We start from the raw sequence: 13094 nt of genomic DNA, 5'->3' as shown, positions 1-13094 counted from the left end.
CCAAAGAAATTTCACGAGAAAGGAAAACCATCATGAACCAACAACCATTGAGCGGAATCAAGGTGATCGACTTCACCGGGGTCCAGGCAGGCCCCGCCTGCACCCAGATGCTGGCCTGGTTCGGCGCCGACGTCCTCAAGGTCGAGCGCACCACCGGCGGCGACGTCACCCGCCATCAGCTGCGCGACATCCCGGACGTCGACGCCCTGTATTTCACCATGCTCAACAGCAACAAACGCTCACTTGCGATCAACACTAAGACCCCCGAGGGAAAAGAGGTCATGGAAAAGCTGATCTGCGACGCCGACGTGCTCGTCGAGAATTTCGCCCCTGGTGCGATGGATCGCATGGGCCTGAGCTGGGAACACATCCACGAACTCAACCCACGGCTGATCTTCGGCTCCGTCAAGGGATTCAACGAGGACTCGCCGTGGGCTGATCTCAAAGTCTACGAAAACGTCGCTCAGTGCGCCGGCGGCGCAGCATCGACCACCGGCTTCTGGGACGGACCGCCCACCGTCAGCGCGGCGGCCCTCGGCGATTCCAACACCGGGATGCACCTGTTGATCGGCATACTCACCGCCCTGATGGCTCGCGAGAAGACCGGTGTGGGGCAAAAGGTTTCAGTGTCGATGCAAGACGCCGTGCTCAACCTTTGCCGCGTGAAGCTGCGCGATCAAGAGCGCCTCGAGCGGCTCGGCTATCTGGAGGAATACCCCCAATACCCCAACGGCACCTTCACTGACACCGTGCCGCGCGGCGGCAACGCCGGCGGCGGCGGTCAGCCCGGCTGGGTGCTCAAGTGCAAGGGATGGGAGACCGACCCCAACGCCTACATCTACTTCACCATCCAGGAACAGAACTGGGAGCGCACCTGCGAGGCGATCGAGCGGCCGGAATGGGTTCACGACCCGGCCTACTGCACCGTTGAGGCCCGCCAGTCGCACATCTTCGACATCTTCGACGAGATCGAAAAGTGGTTGGCCGACAAGACCAAATACGAGGCGGTCGACACCCTGCGCAAGTACGAGGTGCCCTGCGCGCCGGTGCTTTCCATGAAAGAGATCGCCTACGACCCCGCACTACGCACTAGCGGCAGCGTCGTGGAAGTCGAGCATAAAGAGCGTGGCTCGTACCTGACCGTCGGGTGCCCCGTCAAGTTCTCTGACTTCGCTCCACAGATCACCGGGTCGCCGCTGCTCGGCGAACACACCGACCAGGTCCTCACCGAACTGGGCTACGACGCAGACACGATCGCCGCACTGCACGCCGAGGGCGTTGTATGACGGGGCGCGCCAACAGCCAGGCACGCGGAGAAAGGATTGACAATGACCACCGATAACACCGGCGCGCCAGCGACAGTGACCCGGCGCGGTAAAGAGTTCGCGATCACTGTCGACGGGCAGACCGTCGGAGTCGCGGCATTCGCAGATCGCGGTGATCGGCGCGTATTTGTTCACACTGAGGTGGACGACGCATTCCAAGGGCGCGGTCTTGCAACGATTCTCGTCAACGAGGCCGTCAAGTCCTCGAACGCCGACGGACTGCGCATCGTCGCCGTCTGCCCAATGGTCGCCGCATTCCTGCATAAGCACAAGGAGTTCGACGACATCGTCGACCCCGTCACCAACGAAACCGAAATGGTCTAGCTTCCGCATCCGCATGGCGGCCAGCTGTACCTCCGAATCCGTCGGGAGCGACGTTGTTGTACGGGTGTACCTGGCCCGCCATGGCCGTACCGCGCTCAACGCCGACGACCGGCTGCGGGAGCGCAGCGATCCCCGGTCATGGTTGAGTCTCCTTCCAAGTAATTTGCTAGCAGCTTATGTTTGCTCGCGCCAGCAAAAAAACAAGTGCCGGTGGCGGGGGGGATCGGTGGCGTCGCTCGCAGACGACTAAGCGAGAGCGACGTCGATATGGCTCGGAACCGAAAAAGATGTAGCCGGGCGGTGTGTCACAGCCGCGCAGCGACATGGCCGCCGATGGCACCGGCACCAAAGACGCAAAATTTCACGCGCAGCCCGTCCTGGCTGTGATACCAAGGCTCCCTAATCCGAAAGCTCTGTCAGACGTCGAACCGGGATGTGAATCGTTCGAGACCGACGGTGATGCTTTTGGCCTGGGTGTATTCGTGGATGGCTTCTGCGCCGTGCTCGCGACCGATTCCGCTCATCTTGTAGCCGCCGAACGGAATCTCGGACTGGTAGCCGTATGAGTTGATGAAGACGTTGCCCGATTCCAAGGCGTCGGCGATTTTCGTGCTTTTCCGAATGTCGTTCGACCAGACGTAGCTCGCGAGCCCATAGTCGGAATCGTTCGCCATCGCCACGGCATCAGCGACCTCACGGTACGCCGTCACGCAGAGGACAGGACCGAACAACTCATCCCGCGCCACCGACATCCGCGGCGTCACTTCCGTCAGTATGGTCGGCGGAAGAAAATTCCCTTTCTCGAGGCCCTGCTGTTGAGCCTTGCGTCCACCGCAGTAGATCGTCGCGCCATCCGCCTGGGCTTTGTCCACTTTTTCGAGGATTTCGGTTAGGCGCTCTGGCGACATAAGCGGCCCGAGCTGGGTGCGATCGTTCAACGGATTCCCCATCGGGATTCTGGCTGCCTTCGCGGCAAGGTCCGCGACGAATTCGTCATGCATGCCAGCGGGCACAAACAAGCGAGTACCGGCAAAGCACACCTCCGCCTTGCGCGCGAACGCTTGCGTCAGGACGCCGTCGACGGCTTCGTCCCAATCGACGTCCTCACAAACGATGATGGGGCCTTTGCCGCCAAGCTCGAGCACGGCCGGCGTCACCGTGCGCACCGCCTGTTGAAGAATTTCGTGCCCGCCTTCGGTTCCGCCGGTGAAGATGATCTTGCGGACTTGCGGATGCTCGACGATCGCCTTGCCGACCGTTCGGCCACTGCCGGTGATGATGTTGACGCAGCCCGGCGGAAATCCGGCTTCGTGCACGGTCTTGGCGAATCGCAAAACGCTGAGGGGAGCCACGACGGAGGGTTTGACGACCATGGTGTTTCCGCAGGCGATAGCAGCGGCGAAGCCGCGGGCCATCAGCTTGAGCGGCGTGTTCCACGGAACGATCTGGCCGATGACGCCATATGGCTCCCGCCGGACATAGTTGAACCGTGCCCCAAGATCTTGGTAGCTGCCCTCGATCTTGTCGGCAAAACCGGCATAGTATTCCAAGTGCCGCGCCGAGGTGGCGACCTCCATCCTGGTCTCACGGATGGGAATCCCGGTGTCGACGGCTTCCAGCGTTGCGAAGATTTCGAGGTCGCGGCGCAGCAGTTCGGCAAGTCGATACAGCAGCGTTCCACGGTCGCGGCCTGTGAATGACTGCCACGTTGATGCTTTAAACGCCGTCGCTGCCGCCCCGATCGCATCCTGGACTTGCGCCTCGCTGGCGGGCGCGACCCGGCAGATCTCCTCGTTGTTGAACGGGTTCGTCACCGAGATCGCGTTTACGACGGAGCCCAGCTGAAACTGCCCGTCGATGTAAAGCTCGGTCGCGGCGAGTTGCCTGATTTCCGACACTGGCATGATTTTCATTGGTCATGTTTCCTTCGTTAATTGGGTGCTATTCCGATAAGTTCCGCGCGTCGCGCGAAGGGCCGATCCACACCGATTTGACGTTGGTGAACTCCCGCGGGCCGAAGGCGCCGAGCTCGCGGCCGTAGCCGCTGTGCTTGATGCCGCCAAAGGGCATCCGGGGGTCGGAAGTCACGATGTCGTTGACGAACACCGCGCCGGCACCGAGCTGAGGAATCAGCATGGCCGCACGCTCCAGATCCGAGGTCCACAGGCTCGCCCCGAGGCCGAACTCCGTCGCATTGGCCGCCGCGACCGCACTGCTGGCGTCTGGGACGGAAATGATCGCGGCCACAGGCCCGAACGTCTCTTCCGCGCTGACCGCCATCTCGGGGTTCACCTCGTCGAGCACCGCGGGCTGGTAGAAGTACCCCCGACCTTGCAGTGAGATTCCCCCGGTGACCAACCGCGCGCCGGCCGACACACTGCGCTCAACCTGACTGACCAGCGACTGCCTGATGCTCGCTTTGGCCAGCGGCCCCACCCGGGTGTTCTCGAGCATCGGGTCGCCCACGGTGAGCTTCGCGACGCCGGCGGCGAACGCTTCGGTGAACTCGCCGCGGACGGCGTCCTCGACGATGAACCGTTTGGCGGCGATACAGCTCTGCCCGGCATTGTGGTTACGCGCGGAGACGGCAGCGGCCGCGGCGGCGGCGACGTCGGCGTCCGCCAGCACGATGAACGGATCAGATCCGCCGAGTTCGAGCACTTGTCGTTTGAGATAACGGGCCGCGGTGGCGGCCACCTGCTGCCCGACTTCGGTCGACGCCGTCAGCGTGACCGCTTGGATCCGGTCGTCGGCGAGGAGGTCGCCGACCCGTTCTGCGCCCACGAGCAGGGTAGTGAACAGCCCCGGCGGGCACACCTCGTCGATGATGTCGGCGATGTCGAGTGCGCATTGCGGAACGTTGGGCGCGTGTTTGAGCACGATCCCGTTGCCGGCCAGAAGCGTCGGAGGGGCGAACCGCAACACCTGCCACAGTGGGAAGTTCCAGGGCATCACCGCCAGCACCAACCCCAGGGGCTCATAGGACACGTAGGACCGCTTGGCCGAGGTGGGCACCGGCTGGTCGGCCAGCATCGCCGGCCCGTGCTCGGCGTAGAACTCGCAGCACAACGCGCTTTTATCGACTTCGGCCTGCGCTTCCAGCAGCGGTTTGCCCATCTCCTGGGTGATATGGCGGGCAAGTCGCTCCCGGTTGGCGCGCAGCGTGTCCGCCATCGCAAACAGGCTTTTCGCCCGCTCGCTCACTGGAACTGCCCGCCAGGCCTGCGCGGCGGCCGTCGCACGCTCCAGGGCACGCTCGACGTCTCGGGCCGAGCTTGGCTCGAAGGTGGCATTGACTTCTTCGGTGGCGGGGTTGATCGAAACTATTTGTGACGCTGACATGAAATCCTCCTTAGAGGTCCTTTATGTGTGGCAAAAAAATGTTTTCAGGACACGAAAAATCAGCGGTTCAACGTACTGCGTGACGTCGCACTTCATCGAGTGCCGGACCGGCCCAGAGCTCATCATCTTCCGCAACTCGTGTACGGTTTGCCGCTGAATCGAGCCCGTTCAGAACTGCGGTTGCAACGACCTCATACCAGTGCGCAACCTCCGGCGGATAATCCGCATAACTGCCGTTCTCGCGCAAAATAGGACCTTCGACGGTAGGGATGTCGGTGATTCCGTCGAATTCCTGCGTGTAGGGCTTGCCGAGCCGTGCCGCCGTGGGCGCCTCGATGGTTGCGTCGAGCTTGACCCAGCGGCCGTTGAGGAAGGCTTCCCCCAGCGAGTGCCAAGTCAGCGGCCGCCCGCGTTTGCCGCCCCAGAGTGCCCGAACTTCCGGTGAGAGGAACTCCTTTTCCGGCGAGTAGAGCGTCTGGAAAGCGATGCGCGCGGGCACGCCCGCCGCCCGGGACAACGCCACGAATGAGCTGGCCTTACCCATGCAGAAGGCGACGCCATGCTCGAGGACGGCACTGGCAGAGCGCTCGCCGGCCGCCAGATAACGGAAGGATTCGAGGATGTCGTACGGAAGATCGCGGACGTAAAGGTAAATCGCCCGGATCCGTTCCACATCGGACTCGGCGCCGTGGGTGAGTTTCTCCGCGAGTCCGGCCACTAATGGATGGTCTGCGTCGAGGTATTCGCTAGATTGCAGATAGGGATCGACATTGTTTGTCAAGCCGTTTTTGGCATGCATTATAGAACTACTCCTTGCTTTTTGTCCGACTAGAGTGAAATGAAGGGAGCGATTAATTACTTCGAGTAGCCACTCCCCGGAACGCAGTAAGAACCTCTTGACCGACCGTATGTATGAGCTCCGATTGTGCAACGTTCGGAATAGTGAACAGGAAGGTATCCACTCCGGATTCGTAATATTCATTGATCTGCTCGATGCACTTATCCACGGGGCCGACGATCAGACCCGAATCCGGAATCGCCGAGAACTCCGCCCTGATCTGGGCTTCCTGACCGTCGGAATGAGTCGGAGCGAGCAAGGCAGTCAGTGAAAATCGTAGCGTCGAGGGGTCGCGTTCAACTGCGGCGCAGGCCTGAGCAAGGAAATCTTGGCGCTGCCGCACCTTTTCGGGAGACCACCACCTGACGTTGATTCCCTGCGCAGAGCGGGCGGCGATTCGGTGCACGCGGTCGCCTTCGCCTCCGACCCACAGTGGTGGGTGTGGCTTCTGGAAGGGCGGCGGGTCGCAGACGGCTCCGTCCAGCGTGTAGAACCGGCCCGAGTACACCGGATTGGGCTGCGTCCAGATCTCCTTGATGAGCTCCAGCGCCTCACCGAACGCGGCGACCCGCTCCCCGACGGGCAAGAAAGGGATCCCGTACGCGTCGGCTTCGCGCTGGAACCAGCCGGCGCCCAGTCCGAGGTCCAGGCGACCGTCGGAGATGACGTCCAACGTGGCTGCCATCTTGGCCAGGACTGAGGGATGGCGGTAGGAGTTACACAGCACGCTGGTTCCGAGGCGGATATTTGTCGTGTCGCGGGCGAGCGCGCTCAGCGCCGTCCAGGCCTCGAGTAAAGGCATCGTCGCCGGCCGCGTTTTCTCCCGGTGCTGATCGCCGCCGCTGATGCCGGCGTGCTTGACGTAGTCGTCGGGACTCAATGTCAGGAAGTGGTCGCACAGCCAGGCGGAAGCGAAGCCGTAACTTTCGGCGATGTGGGCCACCCGGACCATCTCGGGATATTCGCCGATCGCCAACCCCTCGGTCATCAGGGCAAGAATCAACCCGAAATGCGGACCTTCGTGTTGCGACTGTTCGTCGTTGTATTCGCGCATCGGCCTATCTACCTTTCGGTCATCCCGGCCTGCCGGCCCGGCATCGTCCGAGGCAGCGTGACGGAGAATTCGTATCGCTCGGGACGGTGGTGGAAGACCACGACCTCCAGCGGCTTGTCCTTATCGGTGTAACTGGTGCGGCGCAGTACCAGAACGGGTGCGCCTTCCGACAACCCCAGTGCCGCAGCGATTTCCGGGGAGGCGCCCGCGGCGTGAATCTCGTGGGTGGCCGAGCCGATGCGCACGCCGAGTCGTTGCTCCCACATCGTGTACGTCGTCTCGGTCGCCGGCTCTGCCGAAAGCAGCGGCTCGACCGCGTCGTCGGGCAGATCCGCCGGCAGGTACGCGGTCATGATCGCCATCGGCTGATCGTTCTCGGTGTAGCGCCGCTGGATCCGCAGCACTTCCGAACGCCCCAGAGTGGCGCCCACCCGGTCCGGTGCTGGGACGACTTCATGGGACAACACCTCGACGCGCGGCGTCACCCCCCGGCTGACAAGGACTTCGGCGATGGTCCGGACACCGGACTCCAGCTCCTGTTTGACCGGTTCGGCCACGAATGTCCCCAGGCCCTGGCGGCGGACCAGCCATCCTTCGTCCTCGAGGATCCCGACCGCGGCGCGTACGGTGACCCGGCTGAGGCCGGAACGTGCGATCAGCTCTTGTTCGGTCGGCAGCCGACTGCCCGCAGGAAGCCGCTGTTCCAGGATCTGCGCCTTGAGCATTTCCGCGAGCTGAACGCTCGCCGGCACACTTCCACGTGAAACGTGCAGGTCAGCGTCCGTGAGGTCGAATCGAGGGGAGTCCTGGTGAGACGTCATGAAACGTATTACATCGCACCCCGGAGCCATCCGGTATCCACTTCCATTGCGCACCGCCTCGTCTGGGCCACCTCGGGTAGAGATACACGGCGCGGTGTTGACATTCGTCATAAGACGTATTAAAACGTCTACTAAGGCGTTTGTCAAAGCGACCTCAGTCACCTCATCTTCAGGAGTTGCTCGTGTCCCACCCTGTAAGCGTTGTCGCCCGATTTGTTCCCCTCCCCGAAAAACGCTCTGAGCTGCAGGCCCTCCTCGAGGGCATGGTCGCTCCCACGCGATCCGAGGCGGGATGCCACAGCTACAACCTCTACGAGGTGCCCGCCGACGGCGACTTGGTGCTTATCGAGCGCTATGGCGATCAGGCCGCCCTCGAGCACCACCGCACGACTGACCACTACCGCGACTATCGCGCCCAACTGAGCTCGTTACTGGCCAACCCGGTCTCCGTCACGGTGCTCGCGGCCGTCGATGAGGCCTAGCGATCTCACGTACCCGCACGGAAGGCCCCCATGGGCCACATGATGAGCGCGGTCTATCTCAAGGTCGATGCGGCGGCCTTGGCGACAAATAACGTCAAGGGGTGCGGCCCGCGGCCTTCATCCGTTCCAGGTTGGCCATCACGACGGTCTGCCCGTCGGTCGCGGCCAGCGCCCGGGTGTGGCCGAGGTGATGCATATCGAAACAGGAAGCGATCGCGGTCGAGAAGCCCATCGTGTCCAGGGTGTGGTTGACCGCCCGTTTGGCCATGCGCAACGCCCACGGGTCGGTCTGCGCGACGCGCTGGGCGAGATCCATTGTGGCCGAACGGAGGTTGTCCAGCGGTACGACGTGGTTGACCATCCCGCAGCGCAGCGCCTCCTCGGCGGTCACCGAACTGGCGGTGAACAGCATTTCCTTCGCCTTGCGAGGCCCGAATTCCCAGGTGTGGGCGTGGTATTCGACGCCCATGATCCCCATCAGACCCACCGGGTCGGAGAACTGCGCGTTGTCCGCCGCAACGATGAGATCGCATGGCCAGCACAGCATCAGCCCGGCCGCGATGCACTTGCCCTGCACGGCGGCGATGGACGGCTTGGGGATGTCGCGCCAGCGCTTCGCATACTCCAGGTAGCCGCGGGTCTCCCAGTCGTAGTAGGTGTCCGCGAGTAGCTTGCCGTCGCTGCGCTGCGGGCGCAGGTTGCGCCCGTCGGCCGACGGATCGTTGCCCGACATGTCGTGCCCGGCGGAGAAGTGCTTGCCGGTGGTCTCTAAAACGATGACCCGGACCTCGGGATCTTCGTCGGCGCGCCGCCACGCGTCGTCGAGGTCCTTGAGGACGCCCGGGGTTTGGGCGTTGGCGGCCTCGGGGCGGTCCAAGGTGATGACCGCAACCCGGTCGTCGACGTCATAGCGGACGAAGTGTTGAGCTGTCATGGCTGCATTCCTTTCGGTGGGGTCCTTATGACACTTTCCTGCGCGAAGGACGCCACGTGTGATCCGGACCGGGTGTAGACCTCGCCGGTGCCGAATCCGCGACCGCCCACCAGTCGCACGCCGTGGATCTGCACCCGCAGCCACTCCGAGACGTCGAACGGATGGTGAAACCACACCGAATGGGTCACGACACCGGTTTGGACACTGACGTGGGCATCGCGCTGGCTGACCCCGGGCAACGCTTTGAGCAGGGTGCCGATCAGTGGCCAGTCCGAGACGTAGGCGATGACGGGCTGCGCAAGCGCGGTATCGGTGAAGTCTGGGCAGCGCATCCAGAACCCCAGGTCCGCGGCCTTGGCTTCGTCGACATCCAGACCCTCGCCGATCAAGCGAGCTTCGCCCGGGATGACAGCGAAGTCAATGGGTTTGGCCGCCATCGGATCACCGGCCGCGGCGGCGCTGTACTGATAGTCGTATCCATCATCGGCGCGGTCGACGAGGATCGACGCGGTCGCGACCACCCGGCGGTCGACCTCCTGCCCCTGCCACGCCACCGCACGCCGATGCCCCAACGAGCGCCCGTCGTAGGTTCGCTCCAAGTCCAGATACAACGGCTCGGCGGCGCGTCCGGCGCGCGGGAACGCGATGTGCAATGACTTCACCGCTTTGGCCGATCCCGGCGGCGCGGCGGCCGCGATGAGCTGGGCCATGATTTGTCCGCCGAAGATCCGCTCGACGCTCGCGTCCGGGACGGGCAACACTGTGCGGCCCTCTCGGTCGTCACTCAGGGTGAGCATGGCACGGAATTGATCGAGATTCATCCCAGCCTCTCCACCGCGCCCGCCATTGCGACCAGCTCGAACTTCTTGACCTTGCCCGACGGCGTCATTGGCAAAGCGTCCACGAAATGCCATGCGACGGGAGTCTTTTGGCGGGCCAGTCCGGTCGCGTGCAGGTGACGCGACAGGTCGTCGGCCGACACCTGGCCCGGCGGATCGACAACGACGAACGCCACCGGGACCTCACCGAACCTGGCGTCGGGTCCGGGCACCACCGCGGCGTGACGCACCGCGGGGTGTTTGACGAGCAGGTCTTCGATGTCGCGGGCGGAGAACTTCTCGCCGCCGCGATTGATCACGTCTTTGACGCGCCCGGTGATGGTGACGAAGCCGGCGGCATCGACCACACCGACGTCCCCGGTGGAGAACCAGCCCGCGTCGTCGAGGGCGGCCCGATTGGCAGCAGGATCGAGGTAGCCGAGCATCTGCTCGGGCCCGCACACCAGCAGTTCGCCGGCGCAGCCCGCGGCCAGTCGCTCGCCATCGGTCCCGACGACCCGGACCTGCACCCCCGGGGCGATCGCGCCGTCGGTCTCCGCGCGCAGCTCGAATGGGTGGGCGCGATTCATCACCGTCACGGTCGGAAGCTCGGTCATGCCGTAGACGCGTGCGGCCGGGATCCCCTGTTCTTCGCTGCGTTCCATCACGGCGCGAGGCACCGCCGAGCCGCCGCAGGCGAACATCCGCAACGGCAGGTGCACGTGGGCGGCGCGGGCGGCGTCGGTCAATTCCTGGAGGAACACCGTCGCCCCGGCCGAATAGGTCACCCGGTGACGCATGATGTCGGACACCGCGACGTCGGCTTCCCAGCGGTCGGCCAGCACCGCGGAGGCGCCGACCAGCAGCGGGATGGTCATCGCATTGAGCACACCGGTGATGTGCTGCAACGGGGCAGCCATGTAGGCGACGTCCTCCCAGGACAGGCCCCACGCGCCGGCGAGCTGGCGGGTTTCGGCGAGCAACGTGCGCGACGAATGCACGGCGGCCTTGGCACCCGAAGTCGTCCCAGAAGTGAAGAGGATCAGGCACGGATCATCGGCTCCGACGGAGGCGAAATCTTGGCAGCGACTGTGCGACACGACCACGTCGAACGGCGACCAGCCCGGCCGGGTTCCCCGCAGCACGACCCGGGCGACGTCGCCGAGACCAGCCCCCACGAGCAGGTCGTCGAACGCTTCGGCGTGAGGGAACCCGCGAAACGTCTCTGCTGTCACCACTGCGGCCGGCCGCACCTGCCCGATGACCTGGCGAAGCTCATGTTCCCGGTAGAACGGGGCGATCGGGCAGCTCACCGCCCCGGCATGCCAGACCGCCAGACCCAGCACGTGCGCTTCCCACCAGTTCGGCGTCTGCCAGCAGACCACGTCACCGGGCCCGACGCCCGCTGCGCCCAGCCACGCCGCAGCGCGTTCGACCACCTCGAGCAGCTCCTGGTAGGTCAGCTGATGGCCCCCTTCGATGATGGCCGGGTGTGAGCCCCACTGGCGGGCGGCGCGGACAACCGACGCAGAGATCGTCTGGTCGCTGACATAGCCGAAGCTTCGGTATTCCGCGAGGCGTTCCGGGGCCACCGGTGGCGCCACGATGTTGGTCGCAGTGAGTCGCGTTCGGTTCCTCATCCGCCCATGCTCATTCCGCCGTCAACGGTCAGGACCGCACCGGTCATATAGGACGCGAGGTCGTCAAGCAGAAACACGACCGCGTGCGCCAGCTCCTCGGGACGACCCCAGCGTCCAACCGGGATCATCGACGTGACCGCATCCCGGTCGGTGTACAGCAGCTGGGCCGACATGTCGGTGTCGAAGCTGCCAGGAATCACGCAATTCACGGTGATGCCCTTGCGGGCCACAGCGCGAGCGCAGGATCGAGTCAAGCCGACGATTCCGCCTTTGGCAGCGCCATACGCGACCTGCACTGGGCTGCCCAGTAGCGCCGTAACCGAGCCGATGTTGACCACCCGCCCAAAACGCTGCTGAGTCATGTGCGCCAAAGCGGCCTGGCTGACGAAGAACGCCGACGACAGATTCACCGCGACCTGGCGGTGCCAGTCCTCGTGGCTGATCTCGCTGAGGCGTTGCTCGTTGACCATCCCGGCGTTGTTGACCAGGTAATCCAGCCGCCCATGCTGCTCGAGAACCTCGCCGACCAGGCTCTGACAGGAAGCCGGCTGCCCGACGTCAGCCTGATGCAGGGTGACGGTGGCGCCGCGCCTGGCACCGTCGTCACGCACCGCCTGTGCAGCGGCGACGTCCTGGGCGTACGCCGCGGCCACCGTGACACCGGATCGCGTCAGCCGATCGGTGATGGCACGACCTATCCCCCGGGTTCCGCCGGTGACGAGCGCGACCCGAGTTTCGGTGCCCATTAGGGGGTCCCCGAAGACTTGGCCGCCGCCCTGGCACTCAGCCGCTCCAGCAGCAAGCGATGCTCCTCGGTGTCGAAACACTCGCTTTCGGCGCGGGCGCAATGCGGCAGCAGCGCGGCGACCCGATCGATGTGGAAATTCAGCAGCTGGCGCGTCTGCTGGACGGCGTGCCGCGGGAGCGCGGCGAGGCGTTTGGCTAGTTGCATCGCCTCCCCCAACACGTCGGATGCGGGCACCGCACGATTAGCCAGCCCCAGGCGATGGGCTTCCGTGCCGCTGACCCGGTCTCCCAGCAGTAGATGTTCCTTGGCGGCGGACAGACTGGTCAGCAACGGCCACAGCACGAACCCCCCTGCGCCGTCGAGCAGCCCGAGCGAGACCCGCGGGTCGCTGAGGAAGGCGTCTTCGGCCATCACGACCAGATCGCACAACAGCGCCACCGTGACGCCGGCGCCGACCGCGGCGCCATTGACGGCGGCGACGGTGGGAAACGGCAGGCGCGTCAGAACCCAGAACAGCTCCTGGTGGGCAGCCAGCACGGTGTCGCGCAGCTGGCGGTCATCGCGCATCGCGCGGATGGTCTCGAAGTCCCCGCCTGCGCTGAACGCGTTGCCCTGACCGGTCAGCACCATTGCGCGCACGTCTGGGTCATCGCGCAGCGCCGAGACCGCGTTGAGCAGGGCATCGGTGATCTCGGCGTCGATCGCGTTGGCCTTGTCGGGGCGGGCCAGGGTCACGCGCGCCACCTGCCCGACACGGTCCACGACAAC

General features: G+C 64.5%; 13 protein-coding genes. 3 read left to right on the top strand and 10 right to left on the bottom strand.

Features of this window, described 5'->3' with window-relative positions:
• Nucleotides 1-32: 32 nt before the first annotated feature.
• Together frc and G6N48_RS25715 are read left to right on the top strand one after the other, a co-directional pair.
• Complete coding sequence (frc, locus tag G6N48_RS25720) at nucleotides 33-1286, top strand: formyl-CoA transferase (RefSeq protein WP_085270043.1); 1254 nt, start codon at nucleotides 33-35, stop codon at nucleotides 1284-1286.
• A gap of 42 nt (nucleotides 1287-1328) precedes the next feature.
• Complete coding sequence (locus G6N48_RS25715; protein WP_085270044.1) at nucleotides 1329-1649, top strand: GNAT family N-acetyltransferase; 321 nt, start codon at nucleotides 1329-1331, stop codon at nucleotides 1647-1649.
• 416 nt (nucleotides 1650-2065) lie between these two features.
• On the opposite strand, the gene G6N48_RS25710 is transcribed toward G6N48_RS25715, so the two are convergent.
• The 5 genes from G6N48_RS25710 to G6N48_RS25690 form a co-directional block, all read right to left on the bottom strand.
• Nucleotides 2066-3562, bottom strand: a complete 1497-nt coding sequence (locus G6N48_RS25710; protein WP_085270045.1) for an aldehyde dehydrogenase family protein — start codon at nucleotides 3560-3562, stop codon at nucleotides 2066-2068.
• A 28-nt stretch (nucleotides 3563-3590) separates the two neighbouring features.
• On the bottom strand, nucleotides 3591-4991 hold the full coding sequence (locus G6N48_RS25705) for an aldehyde dehydrogenase family protein (protein ID WP_085270046.1): 1401 nt from the start codon (nucleotides 4989-4991) through the stop codon (nucleotides 3591-3593).
• Between the two features lie 67 nt (nucleotides 4992-5058).
• Nucleotides 5059-5793 carry a transglutaminase-like domain-containing protein gene (locus G6N48_RS25700; protein WP_372511345.1) on the bottom strand — a complete coding sequence of 245 codons (735 nt, stop codon included), beginning with the start codon at nucleotides 5791-5793 and terminating at the stop codon, nucleotides 5059-5061.
• Between the two features lie 49 nt (nucleotides 5794-5842).
• Nucleotides 5843-6883: an LLM class flavin-dependent oxidoreductase gene (locus tag G6N48_RS25695; RefSeq protein WP_085270048.1), complete on the bottom strand. Its 1041-nt coding sequence runs from the start codon at nucleotides 6881-6883 to the stop codon at nucleotides 5843-5845.
• Nucleotides 6884-6891: 8 nt separating this feature from the next.
• On the bottom strand, nucleotides 6892-7704 hold the full coding sequence (locus G6N48_RS25690) for an Rv0792c family HTH-type transcriptional regulator (protein ID WP_085270049.1): 813 nt from the start codon (nucleotides 7702-7704) through the stop codon (nucleotides 6892-6894).
• 182 nt (nucleotides 7705-7886) lie between these two features.
• Here G6N48_RS25690 and G6N48_RS25685 point away from each other — a divergent pair, with 182 nt between their 5' ends.
• A complete protein-coding gene (locus G6N48_RS25685; protein ID WP_085270138.1) occupies nucleotides 7887-8186 on the top strand; it encodes a putative quinol monooxygenase in 300 nt (99 codons plus the stop codon).
• 94 nt (nucleotides 8187-8280) lie between these two features.
• On the opposite strand, the gene G6N48_RS25680 is transcribed toward G6N48_RS25685, so the two are convergent.
• The 5 genes from G6N48_RS25680 to G6N48_RS25660 are packed head-to-tail and all read right to left on the bottom strand — an operon-like array spanning nucleotide 8281 to nucleotide 13061.
• Nucleotides 8281-9120 carry an enoyl-CoA hydratase gene (locus G6N48_RS25680; protein WP_085270050.1) on the bottom strand — a complete coding sequence of 280 codons (840 nt, stop codon included), beginning with the start codon at nucleotides 9118-9120 and terminating at the stop codon, nucleotides 8281-8283.
• A complete protein-coding gene (locus G6N48_RS25675) occupies nucleotides 9117-9941 on the bottom strand; it encodes an acyl-CoA thioesterase (RefSeq protein ID WP_085270051.1) in 825 nt (274 codons plus the stop codon). Before G6N48_RS25675 ends, G6N48_RS25680 begins: the two co-directional genes overlap by 4 nt.
• Complete coding sequence (locus G6N48_RS25670; RefSeq protein ID WP_085270052.1) at nucleotides 9938-11578, bottom strand: AMP-binding protein; 1641 nt, start codon at nucleotides 11576-11578, stop codon at nucleotides 9938-9940. Before G6N48_RS25670 ends, G6N48_RS25675 begins: the two co-directional genes overlap by 4 nt.
• Nucleotides 11575-12324 carry an SDR family NAD(P)-dependent oxidoreductase gene (locus tag G6N48_RS25665; protein ID WP_085270053.1) on the bottom strand — a complete coding sequence of 250 codons (750 nt, stop codon included), beginning with the start codon at nucleotides 12322-12324 and terminating at the stop codon, nucleotides 11575-11577. The genes G6N48_RS25670 and G6N48_RS25665 overlap by 4 nt, the downstream gene beginning before the upstream one ends.
• On the bottom strand, nucleotides 12324-13061 hold the full coding sequence (locus G6N48_RS25660) for an enoyl-CoA hydratase/isomerase family protein (protein ID WP_232066707.1): 738 nt from the start codon (nucleotides 13059-13061) through the stop codon (nucleotides 12324-12326). The genes G6N48_RS25665 and G6N48_RS25660 overlap by 1 nt, the downstream gene beginning before the upstream one ends.
• Nucleotides 13062-13094: the final 33 nt, after the last annotated feature.

It is taken from the genome of Mycobacterium parmense (assembly GCF_010730575.1).
GTDB lineage: Bacteria > Actinomycetota > Actinomycetes > Mycobacteriales > Mycobacteriaceae > Mycobacterium > Mycobacterium parmense.
Note: the sequence above shows the minus strand (reverse complement) of the source record. Positions and strands in the feature narration are given on the sequence as shown.